At 35.9% G+C, this 20,263-nt stretch carries 23 protein-coding genes; 22 read left to right on the plus strand and 1 reads right to left on the minus strand.

Translation table 11 applies throughout. The features are described 5' to 3' along the window. Positions 1 to 58 precede the first annotated feature (58 nt). The 8 genes from rbfA (at position 59) to C1638_RS17225 (ending at position 8,228) form a co-directional block, all read left to right on the plus strand. Positions 59 to 418, plus strand: coding sequence for a 30S ribosome-binding factor RbfA (gene rbfA / locus C1638_RS17195; protein WP_109623012.1), 360 nt, complete (start codon positions 59 to 61; stop codon positions 416 to 418). 3 nt (positions 419 to 421) lie between these two features. After that, the gene (locus tag C1638_RS17200) at positions 422 to 1,627 is read left to right on the plus strand and encodes an ABC transporter permease (protein ID WP_109623014.1); all 1,206 of its coding nucleotides are present in this window, start codon (positions 422 to 424) and stop codon (positions 1,625 to 1,627) included. 80 nt (positions 1,628 to 1,707) lie between these two features. Next, the gene (locus C1638_RS17205) at positions 1,708 to 3,504 is read left to right on the plus strand and encodes an endonuclease (protein WP_109623016.1); all 1,797 of its coding nucleotides are present in this window, start codon (positions 1,708 to 1,710) and stop codon (positions 3,502 to 3,504) included. Between the two features lie 63 nt (positions 3,505 to 3,567). After that, positions 3,568 to 4,305, plus strand: coding sequence for a shikimate dehydrogenase family protein (locus C1638_RS17210; protein ID WP_109623018.1), 738 nt, complete (start codon positions 3,568 to 3,570; stop codon positions 4,303 to 4,305). A 74-nt stretch (positions 4,306 to 4,379) separates the two neighbouring features. Further along, complete coding sequence (locus tag C1638_RS17215) at positions 4,380 to 6,182, plus strand: DUF349 domain-containing protein (protein ID WP_109623020.1); 1,803 nt, start codon at positions 4,380 to 4,382, stop codon at positions 6,180 to 6,182. 63 nt (positions 6,183 to 6,245) lie between these two features. Next, positions 6,246 to 7,271 (plus strand): bifunctional diaminohydroxyphosphoribosylaminopyrimidine deaminase/5-amino-6-(5-phosphoribosylamino)uracil reductase RibD, encoded by a 1,026-nt coding sequence (gene ribD / locus C1638_RS17220; RefSeq protein ID WP_109623022.1) that lies wholly within the window; start codon positions 6,246 to 6,248, stop codon positions 7,269 to 7,271. A 62-nt stretch (positions 7,272 to 7,333) separates the two neighbouring features. Next, a complete protein-coding gene (locus tag C1638_RS22420; protein ID WP_165826548.1) occupies positions 7,334 to 7,498 on the plus strand; it encodes a bacteriocin-like protein in 165 nt (54 codons plus the stop codon). Positions 7,499 to 7,625: 127 nt separating this feature from the next. Then, on the plus strand, positions 7,626 to 8,228 hold the full coding sequence (locus C1638_RS17225) for an IMPACT family protein (RefSeq protein ID WP_109623024.1): 603 nt from the start codon (positions 7,626 to 7,628) through the stop codon (positions 8,226 to 8,228). Between the two features lie 146 nt (positions 8,229 to 8,374). Here the strand turns inward: C1638_RS17225 and C1638_RS17230 are convergent, their stop codons facing one another. Further along, positions 8,375 to 9,085, minus strand: a complete 711-nt coding sequence (locus C1638_RS17230) for a zinc metallopeptidase (protein ID WP_109623026.1) — start codon at positions 9,083 to 9,085, stop codon at positions 8,375 to 8,377. A gap of 104 nt (positions 9,086 to 9,189) precedes the next feature. Here C1638_RS17230 and C1638_RS17235 point away from each other — a divergent pair, with 104 nt between their 5' ends. The 14 genes from C1638_RS17235 (at position 9,190) to nuoK (ending at position 20,263) form a co-directional block, all read left to right on the plus strand. Beyond that, positions 9,190 to 10,326, plus strand: a complete 1,137-nt coding sequence (locus tag C1638_RS17235) for a GTP cyclohydrolase (protein WP_109623028.1) — start codon at positions 9,190 to 9,192, stop codon at positions 10,324 to 10,326. 17 nt (positions 10,327 to 10,343) lie between these two features. Continuing rightward, the gene (locus C1638_RS22425; protein WP_165826549.1) at positions 10,344 to 10,592 is read left to right on the plus strand and encodes a hypothetical protein; all 249 of its coding nucleotides are present in this window, start codon (positions 10,344 to 10,346) and stop codon (positions 10,590 to 10,592) included. Between the two features lie 122 nt (positions 10,593 to 10,714). Then, positions 10,715 to 11,086 (plus strand): NADH-quinone oxidoreductase subunit A, encoded by a 372-nt coding sequence (locus C1638_RS17240; RefSeq protein WP_076356209.1) that lies wholly within the window; start codon positions 10,715 to 10,717, stop codon positions 11,084 to 11,086. 119 nt (positions 11,087 to 11,205) lie between these two features. Then, entirely contained in the window at positions 11,206 to 11,766 is a 561-nt protein-coding gene (locus tag C1638_RS17245; RefSeq protein WP_002983540.1) for an NADH-quinone oxidoreductase subunit B, read from the plus strand. A gap of 6 nt (positions 11,767 to 11,772) precedes the next feature. Continuing rightward, entirely contained in the window at positions 11,773 to 12,267 is a 495-nt protein-coding gene (locus tag C1638_RS17250) for an NADH-quinone oxidoreductase subunit C (protein WP_109623030.1), read from the plus strand. A 61-nt stretch (positions 12,268 to 12,328) separates the two neighbouring features. After that, a complete protein-coding gene (nuoD, locus tag C1638_RS17255) occupies positions 12,329 to 13,552 on the plus strand; it encodes an NADH dehydrogenase (quinone) subunit D (RefSeq protein WP_109623032.1) in 1,224 nt (407 codons plus the stop codon). Positions 13,553 to 13,648: 96 nt separating this feature from the next. Next, a complete protein-coding gene (locus C1638_RS17260; RefSeq protein WP_047377758.1) occupies positions 13,649 to 14,158 on the plus strand; it encodes an NADH-quinone oxidoreductase subunit NuoE family protein in 510 nt (169 codons plus the stop codon). Between the two features lie 96 nt (positions 14,159 to 14,254). Next, entirely contained in the window at positions 14,255 to 15,613 is a 1,359-nt protein-coding gene (nuoF, locus tag C1638_RS17265) for an NADH-quinone oxidoreductase subunit NuoF (RefSeq protein WP_103234091.1), read from the plus strand. Between the two features lie 5 nt (positions 15,614 to 15,618). Then, entirely contained in the window at positions 15,619 to 16,530 is a 912-nt protein-coding gene (locus C1638_RS17270; protein ID WP_109623034.1) for a hypothetical protein, read from the plus strand. 41 nt (positions 16,531 to 16,571) lie between these two features. Further along, positions 16,572 to 17,570 carry an NADH-quinone oxidoreductase subunit G gene (locus C1638_RS17275; RefSeq protein ID WP_109623036.1) on the plus strand — a complete coding sequence of 333 codons (999 nt, stop codon included), beginning with the start codon at positions 16,572 to 16,574 and terminating at the stop codon, positions 17,568 to 17,570. A gap of 88 nt (positions 17,571 to 17,658) precedes the next feature. Beyond that, a complete protein-coding gene (gene nuoH, locus C1638_RS17280) occupies positions 17,659 to 18,723 on the plus strand; it encodes an NADH-quinone oxidoreductase subunit NuoH (protein ID WP_109623038.1) in 1,065 nt (354 codons plus the stop codon). A gap of 151 nt (positions 18,724 to 18,874) precedes the next feature. After that, positions 18,875 to 19,432: a NuoI/complex I 23 kDa subunit family protein gene (locus tag C1638_RS17285; RefSeq protein ID WP_034703566.1), complete on the plus strand. Its 558-nt coding sequence runs from the start codon at positions 18,875 to 18,877 to the stop codon at positions 19,430 to 19,432. Beyond that, entirely contained in the window at positions 19,432 to 19,929 is a 498-nt protein-coding gene (locus C1638_RS17290) for an NADH-quinone oxidoreductase subunit J family protein (RefSeq protein WP_109623040.1), read from the plus strand. Before C1638_RS17285 ends, C1638_RS17290 begins: the two co-directional genes overlap by 1 nt. A gap of 4 nt (positions 19,930 to 19,933) precedes the next feature. Further along, positions 19,934 to 20,263, plus strand: coding sequence for an NADH-quinone oxidoreductase subunit NuoK (gene nuoK / locus C1638_RS17295; RefSeq protein ID WP_045492868.1), 330 nt, complete (start codon positions 19,934 to 19,936; stop codon positions 20,261 to 20,263).

Consider the following 20,263-nt stretch of genomic DNA (forward strand, 5'->3'; position numbering starts at 1 on the left):
TACTCTAGCTTAATTTCAAAGTATCAATTCAAACAAAAGTACTAAATTTGCATAAATTATGGAAAGTAACAGACAAAGAAAAGTAGCACAAATTATTCAGGAAGACTTCGCAGAGCTTTTCCGTAAACAGGCTTCAGAAAGTAAGCAAAGTATATTAGTATCCGTTTCAGATGTAAAGGTAACGGCAGATTTGGGTATTGCTAAAATTTATTTAAGCATTTTCCCGCAGGAATTCCGTTCTGCTGTAATGAAAGAAATAGAGGAAAACAAACCTCAATATAGAAATTTCATTGGTCAGAAAATGTCAAAGCAGGTACGTATTATACCACAACTTAACTTTTATCTTGACACTGCTCTTGATGATGTTGAAAAATTGGAAAGAGAATTAAGAGGTGAAGGTGACAATCCTGTTTTGTAGATCTTGAAGAATATTGCATTTTACATAGCATCCAGATACCTTTTGGCAAAAAAAGGCAGTACCGCTGTTACGTTCATTACGTGGCTGGCAGTAGGTGCCATGACGGTTGCTGTGGCTGCAATGTTCGTGATTATTTCCGTTTTCTCAGGTCTTGAAGATTTGAATAAAGACCTTATTTCTAATCTTCATGCAGATCTAACCTTAAAAAGTGCATCCGGAAAAACCATTAAAAACTTTGATCAGGTTAGTAAGGTTTTAAGTAATAATAAAGAAATCCTTAACTACTCCCGTATTATTGAAGAAAAGGTATATATCAATTTTAACGGAAAAGGTGATATTGCTTATTTAAGGGGGGTAGATTCTGCTTATACCAAAGTAAACCCCATCAATAAGGATGTGTTCTATGGAACTTATCCAAGCTTCAAATATTCTAATGAAGTTTTGATGGAAAATAGTCTGGATAACAGATTATCAATTCCTGTTGATTCTTCCAACCATTATGCAACGGTCTTTATGCCGAAAGCAGGAACCGGAATTATCAACAAAGAAGAGGATATTTACAATAAAAGAGATATTCTGGTAACAGGTGTTTTCCCAGGAAAAGACCAACTGGACAATTACATCATCTCTCCCATTGAACTTACAGAAGAATTATTAAGCCTTCCAAAAAAGTCAGCTTATCAAATTGTAATTAAATTAAAAAATCCGGAAAATGCAGATGCAGTAAAGCAAAGTCTGCTTTCTTCTTTTGGAAAAAGTATTGAAATAAAAACAAAGGAAGAAGAGAATGCTGCTTTCTGGAAGATGATCAATACTGAAAAAATGTTTATCTACCTGATCTTTGCACTAGTAATTTTCATTACCACATTTAATCTTGCCGGAGCCATCATTATTCTGCAGCTTGATAAAAAAGAACAGGCAAAATCACTTATCTCATTAGGCTTTCCTTTAAGTCATCTGAGATTAACCTATTTCTATACCGGAATTCTTATTGTTGTTTCCGGAGTAATTACCGGATTGATGCTTGGAACAGCATTGTGTTATTTCCAACTCTACACAGAATTCTTCAGAGCCAATGAAGTATTGCCATTCCCTGTAAAAATAGTAGGCAAAAATTATTTAATCGTAGCACTTACCGCCTCTCTATTTGGATTTGCTATTTCATGGTTCTTTTCAAAGATCAGTAAAGAGTATATTACCAAAAATTAATATACAGCACTTATACATTTCGTTAAATTAATACATTACAGTTTCATTTTTTTATACCTTTACCACCCAATTTTAAAGAAATGAAACGAATTTTATCTTTTTTCTTATTAAGCTTTGTATTCTTTAATGCAATCGCTCAAGCTCCTCCCGGTTATTATGATCCCGCAGTGGGTTTAACAGGGGCTCCTCTTAAAACAGCTCTAAGAGAGGTCATCAAGGCAGGACACCAGGACAAAGGCTATTCTGGCCTATGGACAGCCTATTTTACAACCGATCGTGATACAACATATGAAAATGATGGTACCATATTAGACATCTACTCTGAAAATCCTAATGGACCTGATCCTTATAATTTCAATGTAGGGACCAGCCAATGTGGACAATATAGTACTGAAGGCCAATGCTACAACAGAGAGCACATTGTTCCTCAAAGTTTATTCAACGAAGCATTTCCTATGAAATCTGACATCCACTTTATCCGCGCTACAGATGGTAAGGTAAATGGTATGAGATCTAGCTACCCTTTCGGAAAGGTAGGAAATTCAGCATCTTACACTTCACAGAATGGTTCTAAAGTAGGGAATTCAGCTACTCCAGGATATTCAGGAATTGTGTTTGAACCTATTGATGCATTCAAAGGAGATGTTGCAAGAATGATTTTTTATTTTGTAACAAGATATGAAACGCAACTTGCAGGTTTCTCTTCCGGAGATATGCTTGGAGGATCTGCTTTCCCAGGTCTTCAGGATTGGGAACTTCAACAGCTTTTAGCATGGAATGCTATGGATCCTGTGTCTGCGGCTGAAACTGCAAGAAATAATGCAGCTTATACATTTCAAGGAAACAGAAATCCATTTATAGATAATTCAGCCTATGCTGAGATGATTTGGGGAACTCCTGTAGTTGACAACCAAGCTCCTACAGCTCCTACCAATTTAGCAACCAACACCCCTACTTCAAGCTCTATCTCACTAAGCTGGACTGCGGCAACAGATAATATTGGGGTAACAGCATATGATATCTATGTAAATAATACATTGAAAACTACAGTATCAGGTACATCTACAACTGCTACCGTGACAGGGTTATCTCCCCTTACATCATATACATTCTACGTAATTGCCAGAGATGCTTTTACAAATAATTCACCACAAAGTAATTCAGCAATAGGAATAACTCTTGATGGACCAGCTACAGGAGGAGGAAACTGTGGAACAGAAGATTTCGCTAACATTCCTACATCTACCAACCCTGCTTATAATACAAGAGTATGGACCAACAATAACATAACTTGGACTGCAACAGATGCAAGAATTGATCAAACCATCAATGGTAAAGCAATTACGATTAGAAATGGTACTTTAACAAGTTCAGTAATTTCAGGAGGAATCCAAAGCCTTACGCTAACCACTCAATTAAAGTTTAATGGAAATGCTGGAAATCTAAATGTTTTTATTAATGATGTGAATGTAGGAATTATCCCTTATAGCGCAACAGTAAAAACTACTACAATTAACAACATTAATGTAAGTGGAAACATTACTATTAAGTTTACCAATTCATCCACAGAAGACAGACCTGCTTTGGATGACTTAATGTGGACATGTTATAATGGATCATTAGGAACTATTGAATCAGTAAAAAACAAGTCAGATTTCACCATCTACCCTAACCCGGTAAAAAACAACGAACTATTCGTAAAAGGAGAAAATCTTAGCAAAATTGTAAAAGCAGAGATTTATGATCTTTCAGGAAAAGTGATCGAAGTGATTGCAAATCCATTCAAAAATTCCAACAAGATTAATCTAAAAGGATTGGTAAAAGGAACTTACATTCTAAAAACAGATAATTTTTCTACCAAATTCATCGTAGAATAATTATTACAAAATATTTCAAACCAAAGGCCGGATTTATCCGGTCTTTTTTTTAATTTTGATCATATGGATTCCAATAAAAAATTAGGATTAATAGGACGTAATATTTCCTATTCTTTTTCTAAAAAATTCTTCGAAAATAAGTTTCAAAAGCTTATGCTTAAAGACTTTTCCTATGATATTTTTGACCTAAATGAAATTAATGAAGTGGAAAATCTTTTTTCTTCACCAGAACTTTTAGGATTCAATGTTACGATCCCTTACAAAGAACAAATCATCAGCTACCTTGATGAATTGAGCGATGAAGCCGAAAAAATAGGAGCTGTAAATTGTGTTTTGATCCAAAATGGTAAAAAAACAGGATATAATACGGATGCTTTCGGTTTTGAGAAAACACTTTTTCTCCACAAAAAAAATGCACAAGACAAAGCTTTGATTCTAGGTAACGGAGGAGCCGCAAAGGCCGTGAAATATGTTTTAGACAAACACAATATTCCATCCAAAACGATTACAAGAAGCTCTGAAACAAATTTTGAAAACCTTGATACAGAAACCGTTCAAGACCATAAAATAATTATTCAATGTACGCCGGTGGGGACATTTCCCAATGTTGAAGATTGTTTAACATTCCCTTTTGACGGGCTTTCTTCTGAGCACTTGGTTATAGATTTAATATACAACCCAAACTACACCCAATTTATCATCAATGCCTCTGAAAAAGGAGCAAAAACAGTAAACGGTTATTATATGCTTGAGCAGCAAGCAGAAAAAGCTTGGGAAATTTGGAATTTTCAAAAAAAATAACATAAATTAGTACTTTAATTGGCCTTACAGCTATATTCAAAGGATATTAACGCCACTCACATAAAAGATTTGCTATGACTACAGAAAACAATCTTTCTGAAAACGAAGAAAAGAAAAATCCTAATGACGTATCTCAGGAGACATCAGAGAACACCGTTTCTCACGATGCACCCCCACATGAAGATGATGCAGAACACCTGGAAGAACATGAAGAAGTTGAAATCTCCCTGACTGATGCCTTAAAGGAAATGGAAACAATCATCAACACTCAAAATGCTGGTGAGAACTTCAAAAGATTCAATCAGTTAAAAGAAAAAGCAAGTCATTACATCCATGATGAAGTGGAAGATAAAAAGCATGAATATGTAGATGCCGGAAATGCTCTTGAAAACTTTAGTTATGAGCACCCGTCACAAACCAAATTCTCTGCTTTGGTCAATATTTTCAGAGAAAAGCATGACAACTTCCAGAAAGGACAGGAAGAAGAGCAGAAAAAAAATCTTGAACACCGTCAAAGCATTATTGAAAGATTAAAAAACCTTTATACCAACTCTGAACCGGGAACTAATCTTTTTAAATCCATTCGTGAGATTAAAGAAGAATGGTCAAAAGCCGGACAGGTTGCTAAATCTGAGTTTAAAATCCTTAACAATAATTATTTCCACCACCTGAATCAATTTTATCAGATGCTGGATCTTAATAAAGAATTTTTAGAGCAGGAATACAGCCACAATCTGGAAAAAAGACAGCACATCATTGCCCGTGCTCAGGAACTGGAAAATGAACCTGTTATTCAGAAAGCTTTAAATGAGCTTCAATATCTTCATAAGCTTTGGAAAGAAGAAGCTGAACCTGTAGCAGAAGAATTCCGTGAAAAAACTTGGGAAGAATTCAAGGAAATCTCCAATAAAATTCATGAAAGAAAATCTGAACTTTCAGCATCCATAGAAAAAGAGCAAGGTGCAAATCTTGAGAAAAAGAACGAAATTATTGCTGAAATCAAGAAACTTTCTGAACCTGCAGAAACACCTAACCACAACTACTGGCAAAACGCCATCAAAAAAGTGGAGGATCTACGTTCTGAGTTTTTGAAAACAGGAAGTGTTCCAAGAAAACTTTCCAACCAAAACTGGAATGATTTCAAAACAACACTTAGAGGCTTCAATACTACAAAAAACAACTATTACAAGTCTTTAAAAGGTTCTCAGCAAGCTAACCTGGAAGAAAAGCTTAAATTAATACAAACCGCTCAGGACAACAAGAGCAATGAAGAGTGGGATATTTCTGTTCCATTATTCAAAAAACTTCAGGAAGACTGGAAAAAGGTTGGCCATGTTCCAAAAAGCATGACGAATAAAATCTGGGATGAATTCCGTGATGCATGTAACGCATTCTTCAACAATTACAGAGAAAAGAGCAACACTTCCACAGATAACTGGAAAGAGAACTATAAAAACAAAAAAGCTCTTCTTGAAGAATTAAAAACAGTTTCCAACGAAGAAGGAAGTATTGAAAAGATTGAACAAATCAAGACATCCTGGAATAATATCGGGAAAGTTCCTAGAGATAAAATTTCAATTAATACTGAATTTAACAAGACCCTAAGAGAAAAATTAAAGATCAATAAGATCAATGAACTTGAGCTTAAAGAAGAAGGTTTATCTGAAACTCAGCTTACTGACAAAGCAAGAAAGATCAAAAACCAAATCTCTGATCTTGAAGGAGAAATTGTAAAACTGGAAAACAACCTATCTTTCTTCAACAAACCATCAAGGGAAAATCCTCTTTTAAGAGATACTTACAACACCATTGATGAAAAGAAAGCTCATCTGGAAACATTAAAGCAGAATCTCCACAGCATCATTGCCGGAGAATAAACCTTAATAAAACAAATAAAGGCGGAGCAAAGCAATTTGTCTTCGCTTTTTCTTTTTACAAACATGAACAACGACGAATTATATATTAAAAGATGTATTGAGCTAGCTCAGAAAGCCCTAGGCAAAACCTACCCCAACCCTCTTGTAGGAAGTGTAATTGTACACAATGGACAAATTATTGGTGAAGGATACCATCATAAAGCCGGGGAACCACATGCTGAGATCAATGCCATCAATTCGGTTGAAAATAAGGAGCTCATTCCTGAGTCAACCATCTATGTTTCATTGGAACCCTGCGCTCACTACGGAAAAACACCACCCTGTGCTTTAAAAATTAAAGAACTGGGCTTTAAAAAAGTAGTCATTGGCGCTATGGATTCACATGATAAGGTTAACGGAAAAGGAAAAAAAATCATTCAGGATGCAGGGATTGAAGCTGTTTCAGGAATCCTTGAACAGGAATGCATTGAGTTAAATAAAAGATTCTTCACTTATCATGAAAAGAAAAGACCTTACATTATTTTAAAATGGGCAGAGTCTGGTGATGGTTTTTTAGACAAAGATTTTAAACCTACCGCTATATCCAATGCTTTGGTTAATCAGTTTGTTCACCAGTTAAGAGCTGATGAGCATGCCATTTTAGTAGGAACACAAACTGCATTACATGATAATCCAAGCTTAACTGTAAGAAATGTTGAGGGAACAAACCCAACCAGAATCTTAATTGATTTCGACTTAAAAGTTCCTCAGCACTTTAAGATTTACAATAATGAAGCAAAAACACTGGTTTTAAATACAATTAAAGAAGAAACTGAAAACAACATCCAATTCATTAAAATAGGAAAGGAGAATTTCTTAACGAATTTAATGGAAGCTTTATACAAAGAACAAATACAATCTGTCATTATTGAGGGCGGCCGTTTTACTTTACAACAATTTATTGATGCTGATCTTTGGGATGAGGCCATTATTATTAAAAATGAAAATCTCAAATTAGAAAATGGCACAAAAGCCCCTAAATTTGACCATACAGCCTATAAAACAGAAAACTACAGGGATAATACCATTTCTTTTTTTAAATCAAAATAAAGCACTTTATCACCTATGGATGAAATAATTTCTTTATATTAGTGATACCAAAAAATATTATCATGAAAAATATAAAGAAAGTTTCAAGACAAAATTTAAAAAAAGTACAAGGAGGTATAGCCCCTAAATGTTGTTCATATTATCCACCTGCATGGCAACATTGCTGTCCTACTCCATCCAGCATGAGCTGCCCACCACCTTGGGTAGATGGAAGTTTTCCTTGCTAGAATATTTTAATATATACAAAATCAAAAGAGCCTTACCGCTCTTTTTTTATTAAAAGACTTTTTCGCAAATACACATGGATAGTGAATACTAAAGTTTTAAATTTGCAAAACTAACTGCTGAGAGGAAATGTTTGAATACAAAACCATAGAAAAACCCATAGAAAATACGCTGTTAAAAGAAAAAGGAAGCAAATTTATAGGATTTGCTTACCCTGTTAACAATGAAAAAGAGTTAAAAGCTGCATTAGAAAAGGTTAGAGGAGAACATCCAAAAGCAACCCATCATTGTTATGCTTTCAGAATGGGTTTAAGTGGAGAAAACTACAGAGCCAATGACGATGGAGAACCTTCAGGAAGTGCCGGACTACCCATCTACAATCAGTTATTAGCCAATGAAGTTACCAATGTATTGGTTATAGTAGTTCGTTACTACGGTGGGACCAAACTGGGAGTTTCCGGATTGGTAAAAACCTATAAAGAATCAGCAAAGATCACTCTTGAAGAAGCCAGCATTATCACAAGAGAACTGGAAACAGAAATTGAGATCCAGTTCAATTTTAATCAGCAGAATACAATCTTCACACTCCTTTCAAAATACGATGCTAAGGTTCTTAATTTTGATGCGAATGAAAACTGTATCCTTACGGCTTCATTAAAACTCGCGCAAAGAGAAAGTATTTCAGAAAAACTATCCGAAATACAGCATGTATCATTTGAATTTAATGATTAAAGACCTCTCCATAATTACTAACTTAAAACTAATCTATAGTTGAATTTAATATTCTTCTAATTAGAGCATTTTATTCACATTCTTAAACAAAAAAAACATCTCAGAAAACTATCTGAGATGCTATATATTTCATTTGATCTTAATGATTAATCTCTTCTTCCTCCGAGAAGTAAAGATCCCCAGTAAAGAAGTTGAGCCAAAGATCCTAAGGCTGCTACCACATAAGTTCTAGCTGCCCATTTTAAACTATCCTGAACCCCTACAAATTCTTCAGCAGTTACAGTTCCTGTATCCTTAAGCCATTTCATTGCTCTGTTACTCGCATCGTATTCTACCGGTAACGTTACAAAGGCAAAAAGAGTTGTCACCGCAAACATTGCTACCCCAATCGCTAAAACAGTTGTATTGCCATTTGGATTTTCAATTGTTCTTGAAGCAGCCATTACCGCGATACCCGCTATAAGCACAAACTGCATCAGATTGGAACTTATGTTCACAATAGGAACCAATTTAGAACGTAGGTTCAACATTGAATATCCTCTTGCATGTTGTACGGCATGTCCGCATTCGTGAGCTGCCACAGCTGCTGCAGCTGCATTTCTCTGCATATATACTCCTTCGGAAAGGTTTACTGTTCTATCTGCTGGATTATAGTGATCCGTTAACTGTCCGGGAACTGATATTACTTGAACATCATTAATCCCGTTATCTCTCAACATTTTTTCTGCAACTTCTTTCCCCGAAAGGCCGTTTTGCAGATGTACATTGGAATAATATTCAAATTTTGATTTCAACCTTGATGAAACCCACCAGCTCACCAGCATTGAAATACCAATAATGATATAATAACCCGCCATTTTATATAGATTTTGTGTTCAATTTTTAACCATAATGATATAAAAACTGTGCCAAAGTATCCGATATTATTATTTATATTTGTCCTTAAATTACCTCAAAAAACATGTCTACAATTTCAATTATTGAAGTAAAAACTGCTGGTCAGCTCAAGCAATTCGTAAGATTTCCGATGGATTTATATAAAAATAATCCGTACTACGTTCCATCTTTTATTAAAGATGAAATGAAAATTTGGGACGCAAAAGAAAATCCGGCATTAGATTATTCCGAATCCAAACAATTTCTGGCCATAAAAGACAATAAGGTAGTTGGAAGAATTGCTGTAATTATTAATCATAAAGAAGAAAAAGAATTAGGCATCAAAAAGGTACGATTTGGCTGGATAGATTTCATTGATGATACTGAAGTTTCCAAAGCTTTAATTCAAACTGCAATTGATTATGCCAAAGACCATAAAATAGACAAGATTGAAGGCCCAATGGGTTTCACTAATCTTGACAAGGCGGGTATGCTGACTATGGGGTTTGACAAACTGGCAACAATGATTGGAATTTATAATAACGCATATTATCCAAAACATCTTGAAAATTTAGGATTAGTAAAAGAAAAAGAATGGGTAGAATATGAAATGAATTTTCCAAAAGTACTTCCTGAAAAAGTAGAAAAGTTCAGTGGCCTGATTGCTCAAAAATATAAGCTCAGCGTTCTCAAATTCAAATCAAAGGAAGAAATCCTCCCTTATGTAGAACCTATGTTCAAGTTATTGGATGAAACATATAAACATCTTTCGACCTATACTCCAATTTCGGACGAACAGATCAAAACCTACAAGGAGAAATATTTCCCTCTTATTGACAAAAATTACGTAATATGTGTAGTGGATGAGAACAAGCAACTGGTCTCTTTTGCGATTACAATGCCTTCTTATTCGAAAGCTTTACAGAAATCAAAAGGAAAACTATTTCCGTTTGGATGGTGGCATTTTTTACAGGCCAGCAAGAAAAATGACCGTGCCAATTTTTACCTTATCGGAATTCATCCGGAATATCAAAGACGTGGTGTAACGGCTATTATCTTCAAGGAAATTTTTGTTCGATTTACAAGTATGGGAATTAATTTCGCAGAAACCAATCCTGAATTGGAAGAAAACAAAAGTGTGCAGGTTCTATGGCAGGATTACAACCCTGTTAATCATAAAAGAAGAAGAACTTACTCATTGGTGATAGATAATGGGCAATAAATAATAAACAATGGGTAATGCTTTCATTTTCATTACCCAGCAACCATTATTTGCTACCTGCAACCTTTAATTTCTCTATACTTTACCCTATGAAACCACAGCTTATCATCTTTACTATTTTAATCGCAGGATTTATCATTTATAATTTCTTCCTACAATCACAGGATGACAGAACCAATACTGTGATCAATATCATTTTTGCCAGCCTTCTTTTTGGATATATCTCATTCATGGCATATTCTCTTTTAAAAAAAATGAAGAAATAACCCGTTATTTTTATTGATTCTAAATTGTAATTTTTCAACATTTTCAGCCGACTTTTAAGCTGATAAATTTCACCCTTTCTTGTTTATTCGCTAAATTTGCAAATTGAGATAATAATGCAAAAATGAATTTACCTGAAAGTTATATTCCAATCCTTATCCAGGCAGGTGTAGCAGTAGCATTCGTAGCTGTTTCTTTACTTGGAGCACATTTCCTAGGTCCAAAGCAGAAAAAAGGAGATTCTGTAAAAAACCAAAGCTGGGAGTGTGGGGTTCCTAGTGAGGGAAATGCAAGAACACCGTTTTCTATCAAGTACTTCCTGACTGCGGTATTGTTTGTACTATTCGATATTGAAATCGTATTCTTTTATCCATATGCGGTAAACTTCAGAGAATTCGGTATGGAAGGATTCCTGGCTGTACTTACATTCGTTGCGATATTCTTCGTAGCGTTTTTCTATGTTTGGAAGCGTGGTGCCTTAGATTGGGATAAATAAAAGTAAAATTATGAATTGTGAATGATGGATTTTGGATCGCAATTCTTCAAAAGAAGATTTCTTAGAAAAATCATCCAAAATTTTTAATTCAAAATCTAAAATTTAAAATCATCTACAAGATGTCAGATAAAAAACCAGTAATAAGAACAGATGCACCTGCTCCCGAAGGATATGAAGGAGAAGGGTTTTTCGCAACAAAACTGAGCAGTGTAATCGGTATGGCAAGAAAGTTTTCACTTTGGCCATTGCCTTTTGCTACCTCTTGTTGTGGTATTGAGTTTATGGCTACCCTGAACCCGACTTATGATGCTTCAAGATTTGGTATGGAAAGAAACTCTTTCTCCCCAAGACAAGCAGATATGCTGATGGTTTGTGGAACTATATCAAAAAAATTAGGACCGGTCCTTAAAGAAGTTTATACTCAAATGGCTGAACCGAAATGGGTAGTAGCTGTTGGAGCTTGTGCTTCCAGTGGTGGTATTTTTGATACTTACTCTGTTCTTCAGGGGATAGATAAGATAATCCCGGTGGACGTTTACGTTCCTGGATGTCCTCCAAGACCAGAACAAATTATTGAAGGAGTAATGCAGGTACAGGCTCTTGCGGAAAGCGAAAGCATCAGAAGAAGAGACATGCCTGAATATCAGAAATTATTAGATTCTTACAACATAAGCAACTAAACGGAAATGACAAACGAATTTGTATTAGAAGCAATTACCCGAGAATTTCCGGAATCTGTTATTTCAAGTTCAGAACCATATGGAATGCTGACTATTGAAGTGAAAAAAGAAGATATCAAGAAGATCATTCATTATCTTAAAGATTCATCTTTGGAATTTAATTTCCTTACGGATATTTGTGGTATTCATTACCCTGAATTCCCGGAAAAGGAAATAGGTGTAGTTTACCATTTACATAATATGATGGCTAATTTCAGATTACGTCTGAAAATCTTTATGTCCAGAGAAAATATTGAAGTGGATTCTCTTGTTGAATTATATGCCGGAGCTAACTGGATGGAAAGAGAAACGTATGATTTCTATGGGATTAAGTTTAAAGGACATCCTGATCTTAGACCTATCCTGAATATGGAAGATCTTGGATACCACCCAATGTTGAAAGAATATCGACTGGAAGACGGTACAAGAACCGACAAGAATGATAATATGTTCGGAAGATAAAAAGCGAATGGCCAATGGTATCTAGCCAATAGCCAGAAGCAAATAGCTAAAAGCAATCATTATGAAAGATAACTCATTATCTAATATACTAAACCAATACGAAAGTAAGGAACAGATTGACGGACAATTATACACCCTCAATTTAGGACCTACCCACCCTGCTACTCACGGGATTTTCCAGAATATCTTAACGATGGACGGAGAAAGAATCCTTCACGCTGAGCAGACGGTAGGATATATCCACAGAGCATTTGAGAAAATTTCTGAAAGAAGAAACTATTCTCAGATCACTACTCTTACTGACCGTATGAATTACTGTTCTGCACCAATCAACAATTTAGGTTGGCACATGACAGTTGAGAAGCTGATCGGCGTTAAAGTTCCAAAGCGTGTAGACTATATGCGTGTTATCTTAATGGAGCTTGCCAGAATTGGTGACCACCTGATTTGTAATGGGGTAACCGGAATGGACTCAGGAGCAATTACAGGTCTTACGTATATGTTCATCGAAAGAGAACGTATTTATGACATGTATGAGCAGATCTGCGGAGCAAGGATGACAACCAATATGGGAAGAATCGGAGGATTTGAAAGAGATTTCACTCCAAAATTCCATGAGTTATTACAAGACTTCTTAAAAACATTCCCTGCAAGATTTAAAGAATTCGGTACTTTACTAGAAAGAAACAGAATCTTTATGGACAGAACCATCGGTACAGGAGCTATTTCTGCCGAAAGAGCATTAAGCTACGGTTTCACAGGTCCAAACCTACGTGCAGCAGGCGTAGATTATGATGTAAGAGTTGCAGAACCTTATTCATCATACGAAGATTTCGACTTTATTATTCCTGTAGGAACTTCAGGAGATACTTATGACCGTTTCATGGTTCGTCAACAAGAAATCTGGGAATCCCTTAAAATCATCAATCAAGCATACGACAACCTTCCGGAAGGACCATTCCACGCGGATGTTCCTGACTTCTATCTTCCTGAAAAGGCTGATGTATATCAGAAAATGGAAGCATTGATCTACCATTTCAAAATTGTAATGGGAGAAACTGATGTACCGAAAGGAGAAGTTTACCACGCTGTAGAGGGTGGAAACGGAGAATTAGGATTCTATCTTGTAAGTGATGGAGGAAGAAGCCCTTACAGACTTCACTTCAGAAGACCATGTTTCATCTACTATCAGGCATACCCTGAAATGATTACAGGTTCTGTAATTTCAGATGCCATTGTAACGATGTGTAGTATGAATATTATTGCGGGAGAATTAGACGCATAACAATTGTAAAAAGTACCATTGTAAAATATATTCATGATTTTGCAATGATCAAATAAATAAGTCATTAGTACATCGTACAATAATACATTAAAAAAAATGAGCGAAACAATAGCTTTTAAACCGGAAAGTTTAGCACAGGTACATAAAATTATCGCAAGATACCCTGAAGGAAGACAAAAGTCTGCCCTTCTTCCTGTACTTCACTTAGCACAGAAAGAATTCGGAGGATGGTTAGATGTTCCTGTGATGGATTATGTTGCAGAACTATTAAGTATCCAACCAATTGAGGTATATGAAGTGGCTACTTTCTATACGATGTTTAATATGAAGCCGGTGGGTAAATATGTATTGGAAGTTTGCAGAACAGGACCTTGTATGGTTTGTGGAAGCGAAAAGATCCTTGACCATATCAGAACCAAACTGAACATTAAGGATGGAGAAACTACTGAAGACGGTATGTTTACATTAAAACCAGCTGAATGTCTTGGAGCTTGTGGATATGCACCAATGTTACAACTAGGTAAGTTCTTCCATGAAAATTTAACGATAGAAAAAGTAGACGAAATCCTTGAACTTTGCAGACAAGGACAACTTGCTTTAGACTAATAAAGATTTTGAATCCAGGATTTAAAATCAGTTAATTTTTAAAATAATTATAAAAAGCTAGCGGCCACAAACCAACAGCTAAAAGCATAATAAACAATGAGTAAAAAACTTTTACTTAAAGACGCACATATAGAAGGTATCCGCTACTTTGAAACGTACCGTAAACAGGGAGGTTACACTGCAGCTGAGAAAGCCTTGAAGATGACTCCGGACGAAATTCTTGAAGAAGTAAAAGCTTCAGGACTAAGAGGACGTGGTGGAGCTGGATTCCCAACAGGGATGAAATGGAGCTTTTTGGCAAAACCAGAAGGCGTTCCAAGACACCTTGTGGTAAATGCTGATGAATCTGAGCCTGGAACTTTCAAAGACAGATATTTGATGGAATTTCTTCCTCATTTATTGATTGAAGGAATGCTTATCTCATCTTTTACTTTAGGTTCAAATGTTTCTTATATCTATATCCGTGGAGAATATTCATGGATTCCGGATATTTTAGAAGAAGCAATTGAAGAAGCTAAAGCAGCAGGATTTTTAGGTAAAAATATCTTAGGAACAGGTTACGATTTGGAAATCTATGTTCAGAGAGGTGGTGGAGCTTATATCTGTGGTGAAGAAACTGCATTGCTTGAATCCCTTGAAGGAAAAAGAGGAAATCCAAGATTAAAACCGCCATTCCCGGCTGTAAAAGGACTTTGGGAAAGACCAACAGTGGTAAACAATGTTGAGTCTATCGCGGCAATCGTTCCAATCATTGATATTACAGGTGCTGAATATGCAAAAATCGGGGTGGGAAGATCTACAGGTACGAAATTGATTTCTGCTTGTGGAAACATCAACAAACCGGGGGTATACGAAATCGATATGACCATCACTGTAGAAGAATTTATCTACTCTGATGAATATTGTGGTGGTATTAAAGACGGAAAAAAATTAAAGGCTTGTATTCCTGGAGGAAGTTCTGTTCCTATCGTTCCAGCTAATTTATTGTTGAGAACCGTGAACGGAGAGCCAAGATATATGAACTATGAATCATTGGCAGATGGTGGTTTTGCTACCGGAACCATGATGGGATCAGGAGGTTTCATCGTATTGGATGAAGACCAGTGTATCGTAGAACACACCATGACATTGGCGAGATTTTATCACCATGAAAGTTGTGGACAGTGTACACCTTGCCGTGAAGGAACGGGATGGATGCACAAGATTTTGAAGAAAATCGAGAAAGGAGAAGGAAAAATGGAAGATATCGACCTACTTTGGGATATCCAGAGAAAAATCGAAGGAAATACAATCTGTCCATTAGGTGATGCAGCAGCTTGGCCGGTTGCAGCAGCAATTCGTCACTTCAGAGATGAATTCGAGTGGCATGTGAAAAACCCAGAGTTGTCTCAGACTCAAAATTATGGATTGGCACATTATGCAGATCCTATCCCAGCTGTTGAAAAAAATGCTTAGTTAAAATGAAGAAGTTATTAGTTGTTGGCTTAATGATGTCGAATTTTGTGTTTGCACAGAATAAGAAAACAGATACTGCAAACTATAATAGATCCGTTGAAGAGGATTTATCATATGTAGCGAGTGAGAAACAGCAGATTAAAGCTGAAAAAAAGGAAAAGCCTAATCCATTAAGTAAGAAAGGTCAGGTTTTCGTTTTTTATGGTTGGAACAGAGCTGCTTATAGTAATTCTGACATCCACTTTACGGGAAACGGGTACGATTTTCAATTGAATAATGTAACAGCACAAGACAGACCTACAAAATTTGGAATCGTTTATTTTGATCCAAGTTGGTTTACCGTAACGCAGTATAATTTCAGAATAGGGTATTTTATTAAAGATAATTTAGCACTTGTTTTAGGGATTGATCACATGAAATATGTGATGGATCAAAATCAAACTGTTAACTTTAAAGGACATATTTCAGATCCTGAATATGCAGGAATGGTACAAAACGGACAGGTAAATCTGGCAGATGAGAAGTTCCTTACTTTTGAACATACAGACGGATTAAACTATGAAAATTTAGGTCTTGAGAAATACAAAAATCTTATTCATAAGAAAAATATAGATTTAGTATGGTCTTACGGAGCCGGGATCGGGTTCATGTTTCCGAAAAGTAATGTAAAACTTTTTGGAAATGAAAGAAGTGACCGTTTTCATGTTGCTGGGATGGGAACCGATATCAGATCCAGTCTTAACCTAGTTTTCTGGAAAAACTGGATGCTTAGAGTAGAAGGAAAAGCTGGTTATATTAATATGTGGGATATTAAAACTACATTAAATAACAAACCTGATAAAGCACGCCAGGATTTCGTTTTCGGACAAGTTCTAGCAGGAATTGGATATACATTTAATACAAAGAAATATAAATAACAAAGCCTATTGCTTAACGCATAAAGCTTAAAGCATATCATATGAGCGAAGAAGTTAAAAAATTCAAAATAACTATAGACGGACAGACTGCTGAAGTGATGCCTGGTACTTCCATTTTGGAGGCTGCAAGACAAATTGGTGGTAAATCTGTACCTCCTGCTATGTGCTACTACAGCAAATTGGAGACCAGTGGAGGGAGATGTAGAACTTGTCTTGTAGAAGTTTCTAAGGGATCTGAAGCTGATCCGCGTCCTATGCCAAAATTAGTCGCTAGCTGCAGAACTAATGTGATGGACGGTATGGAAGTTAAAAACCTTACTTCTGAGAAAGCTCAGGAAGGAAGAAAAGCCGTTACCGAATTCTTATTGGTAAATCACCCGCTGGATTGCCCTGTTTGTGATCAGGCTGGAGAATGTCATCTTCAGGATTTGGGTTATGAGCACGGAAATCTTCAGACAAGAACTGAATTTGAAAGAAATACTTACGAAGCTGATGATCTTGGACCGAACATCAAATTGAATATGAACCGTTGTATTCTTTGTGCAAGATGTGTGCTTACAGCAAACCAGCTTACAGAAACAAGAGAACACGGTATTCTTTTCAGAGGAGATCACGCTGAAATTTCAACCTATTTAAATAAAGCTTTAGATAATGACTTCATCGGAAACGTTATTGACGTTTGTCCTGTAGGAGCATTAACAGACAGAACAGCTCGTTTTGCAAGCAGAGTTTGGTTTACAAAACCAATGAACGCTTCTTGTAAGTGTGATAAATGTTCTGGAAAAGCTGTAGTATGGATGAAAGGCGATGAAATTGTAAGAGTAACTGCAAGAAAAGACCAATGGGGTGAAGTTGAAGAATTCATCTGTGATACTTGCCGTTTCGAAAGAAAAGAACTTTCTGACTGGAACATCGAAGGTCCTAGACATATCGACAGACACTCTGTAATTTCATTGAACCACTACGAAAAACCTAAGGATGAACTAAGAGTTTTAGACAATCCTATGGCTAAAGAAATCAGTGAAAAAGACGAAAAATAATTTTAATTAAAAAGACATCAGATTTCAGACATTAGATGACAAACTTTCTAATTTCTAACTTCTAATATCTAACATCTATAACAAAAAAATGGATTTACTTACATTTAAACTTATACTTGTATTAGCACTTTTCTTGCTATCGTTAACGATTGCAGCCTACTCTACTTGGGCAGAAAGAAAAGTTGCTTCTATCATGCAAGATAGAATTGGTCCTAACAGAGCTGGACCTTTCGGACTATTACAGCCTCTTGCTGATGGTGGAAAGTTTTTCTTTAAAGAAGACTTCACCCCTGCCAATGCAGAAAGATTCCTATTCGTATTAGGACCTGCTTTGGTAATGTTTATTTCATTAATTACAGGAGCTGTTATTCCTTGGGGTAAAAGTTTAAATATTGCAGGTACTTCTTTTGATCTTCAGGTTGCCAACATTGATGTTGGTGTACTTTTCATCATCGGAATGGCTTCAATTGGGGTTTATGGAATCATGATCGGAGGTTGGGCATCCAACAACAAATATTCATTATTAGGTGCTATCCGTGCTTCTTCTCAGATGATTTCTTATGAATTGGCAATGGGACTAGCACTTCTTTCTATCATTATGATGTCTGGAAGTTTAGACTTAAAAGAAATTACTGAAAGCCAGACTACCGGAAAATTATGGGGAGTTATTCCTTGGGGTTCTGGTATGAACTGGAATATTTTCTACCAGCCAATTGCATTCCTTGTTTTCTTTGTAGCTGCTCTGGCAGAAACCAACAGACACCCTTTCGATTTACCTGAGTGTGAATCTGAATTGGTAACAGGATACTCTACAGAATACTCTTCCATGAAATTAGGTTTATATATGTTCGGAGAATATGTGAACATGTTTATCTCTAATGCTTTCATGGTAGTTCTTTTCTTCGGAGGGTACAACTATCCTGGTATAGAATGGGTAACTCAGAACTGGGGAGAAAATACTGCAGGTATTTTGAGCGTTGTGGCATTCTTAACGAAGACAGTAATCGGTATTTTGATCTTTATGTGGATCAGATGGACGCTTCCAAGATTCAGATATGATCAGTTAATGCACTTAGGATGGAAAACATTGATTCCTATGGCATTGGTAAACCTATTGGTTACAGGAGCTGTAATTTTAGCGTTTGCAAACTAGAAATTTTGAAAATGAGCTGATTTGAAAATTTGATAATGAAATCAAAGCTTTATCTTTAGCCTATCATATTCAATCATCAATATTAAATAATTAAGATAACAGACAGGATTAGTCTAAAATCTAACGTCTAACATCTAATATCTATAATTAAATGAAACTTACAAACAGATCAAAAGTTGTTTCCAATAAAGAAATGACCCTTGCTGAAAAAATCTACTTGCCTGCGATCTTTACAGGGATGGGGATTACATTTAAGCATGCTGTAAGAACCGTGATAAAGGGTGCTCCCGCAGTATATTCGTATCCGGAAGTACAGAAGCCAAGAACTACCATCTGGAGAGGTCAGCACGTTTTGAAAAGAGACGAGGAAGGCAGAGAAAGATGTACAGCTTGTGGACTTTGTGCGGTAGCTTGTCCTGCAGAAGCCATTACGATGACTGCTTCTGAAAGAACCAAAGAGGAAAAAGGACTTTACAGAGAAGAAAAATATGCTTCAGTATATGAAATCAATATGCTAAGATGTATTTTCTGCGGAATGTGTGAAGAAGCTTGTCCTAAATCTGCAATCTATCTTACAGACAGATTGGTAGACGTAGAAACAAACAGAGGTTCTTTTATCTATGGAAAAGATAAATTAGTTGAAAAAATAAATGAAAGGATTGACATCACGACAAGACAATCCGAGAAACAAAAAAATGCGGTAAAATAATGGATCAGTTTTTATTTTTCTTGGTGGCTTTTTTAGCAGTGGCTAGTGCAATTTATTTTGTATTCGCAAGAAATCCTCTATATGCTATTTTGTCATTAATTGTAACGATGTTTTCAATTGCCGGAATGTACATTCTTTTAAATGCACAATTCCTTGCAATCATCCAGATTATAGTTTACGCAGGTGCCATCATGGTACTTTTCCTTTACATCCTAATGATGCTTAATCTTAATAAAGGAGACGAAAGTAAGAAGAACAATACTTTAAAGTTTGTTGGAGTTTTTACAGCAGGTCTTCTTTTACTGGGAGTTTTGGGAGTATTCAGAGGAGTACAAGATAACCACATTGTAGTAGAGAATGTAGACAGAAGTGTAGGTCTTACTAAAAATCTGGGTAGACTTTTGTTTAATGAATATGTTTTACCGTTTGAGCTTGCTTCCATCCTAATTTTGGCAGGTATTGTAGGCGCGGTATTAATCGGTAAAAAAGATTTATAAAATTATGGGAGAAGTAAATACTTTTATACAAAGCATCCCTTTGAATTACTTCATCATTCTTTGTTCAGTATTATTCTGTCTGGGAGTGATGGGAGTATTGCTTAGAAAAAATGCTATTGTGATTCTGGGCTGTGTAGAGCTTATGCTGAATTCTGTAAACCTTTTGTTGGCAGCATTTTCAGCATATAAAGGAAACGGCGACGGACAACTTTTAGTTTTCTTCATTATGGTAGTGGCTGCTGCTGAAGTAGCAGTAGGTTTGGCAATTATTGCTATGCTATATAGAAATACCCGTTCTGTAGATGTAAGTATATTTAATAAATTAAGAGGATAA

Origin of the sequence: Chryseobacterium oncorhynchi, assembly GCF_002899895.1 — a bacterium.
Taxonomy (GTDB): Bacteria; Bacteroidota; Bacteroidia; order Flavobacteriales; family Weeksellaceae; genus Chryseobacterium; species Chryseobacterium oncorhynchi.

Bases quoted from the DNA above. Each gene is read 5' to 3' on its own strand.
- nuoK (WP_045492868.1), top strand. From the start codon at position 19,934: ATGGGAGAAGTAAATACTTTTATACAAAGCATCCCTTTGAATTACTTC.
- C1638_RS17245 (WP_002983540.1), top strand. From the start codon at position 11,206: ATGTCAGATAAAAAACCAGTAATAAGAACAGATGCACCTGCTCCCGAA.
- C1638_RS17250 (WP_109623030.1), top strand. From the start codon at position 11,773: ATGACAAACGAATTTGTATTAGAAGCAATTACCCGAGAATTTCCGGAA.
- nuoF (WP_103234091.1), top strand. From the start codon at position 14,255: ATGAGTAAAAAACTTTTACTTAAAGACGCACATATAGAAGGTATCCGC.
- C1638_RS17205 (WP_109623016.1), top strand. From the start codon at position 1,708: ATGAAACGAATTTTATCTTTTTTCTTATTAAGCTTTGTATTCTTTAAT.
- C1638_RS17230 (WP_109623026.1), bottom strand. From the start codon at position 9,085: ATGGCGGGTTATTATATCATTATTGGTATTTCAATGCTGGTGAGCTGG.
- C1638_RS17225 (WP_109623024.1), top strand. From the start codon at position 7,626: ATGTTTGAATACAAAACCATAGAAAAACCCATAGAAAATACGCTGTTA.
- C1638_RS22425 (WP_165826549.1), top strand. From the start codon at position 10,344: ATGCTTTCATTTTCATTACCCAGCAACCATTATTTGCTACCTGCAACC.
- rbfA (WP_109623012.1), top strand. From the start codon at position 59: ATGGAAAGTAACAGACAAAGAAAAGTAGCACAAATTATTCAGGAAGAC.
- C1638_RS17275 (WP_109623036.1), top strand. From the start codon at position 16,572: ATGAGCGAAGAAGTTAAAAAATTCAAAATAACTATAGACGGACAGACT.
- C1638_RS17260 (WP_047377758.1), top strand. From the start codon at position 13,649: ATGAGCGAAACAATAGCTTTTAAACCGGAAAGTTTAGCACAGGTACAT.
- C1638_RS17215 (WP_109623020.1), top strand. From the start codon at position 4,380: ATGACTACAGAAAACAATCTTTCTGAAAACGAAGAAAAGAAAAATCCT.
- C1638_RS17270 (WP_109623034.1), top strand. From the start codon at position 15,619: ATGAAGAAGTTATTAGTTGTTGGCTTAATGATGTCGAATTTTGTGTTT.
- C1638_RS17285 (WP_034703566.1), top strand. From the start codon at position 18,875: ATGAAACTTACAAACAGATCAAAAGTTGTTTCCAATAAAGAAATGACC.
- nuoH (WP_109623038.1), top strand. From the start codon at position 17,659: ATGGATTTACTTACATTTAAACTTATACTTGTATTAGCACTTTTCTTG.
- C1638_RS22420 (WP_165826548.1), top strand. From the start codon at position 7,334: ATGAAAAATATAAAGAAAGTTTCAAGACAAAATTTAAAAAAAGTACAA.
- C1638_RS17290 (WP_109623040.1), top strand. From the start codon at position 19,432: ATGGATCAGTTTTTATTTTTCTTGGTGGCTTTTTTAGCAGTGGCTAGT.
- C1638_RS17240 (WP_076356209.1), top strand. From the start codon at position 10,715: ATGAATTTACCTGAAAGTTATATTCCAATCCTTATCCAGGCAGGTGTA.
- C1638_RS17235 (WP_109623028.1), top strand. From the start codon at position 9,190: ATGTCTACAATTTCAATTATTGAAGTAAAAACTGCTGGTCAGCTCAAG.
- C1638_RS17210 (WP_109623018.1), top strand. From the start codon at position 3,568: ATGGATTCCAATAAAAAATTAGGATTAATAGGACGTAATATTTCCTAT.
- ribD (WP_109623022.1), top strand. From the start codon at position 6,246: ATGAACAACGACGAATTATATATTAAAAGATGTATTGAGCTAGCTCAG.
- nuoD (WP_109623032.1), top strand. From the start codon at position 12,329: ATGAAAGATAACTCATTATCTAATATACTAAACCAATACGAAAGTAAG.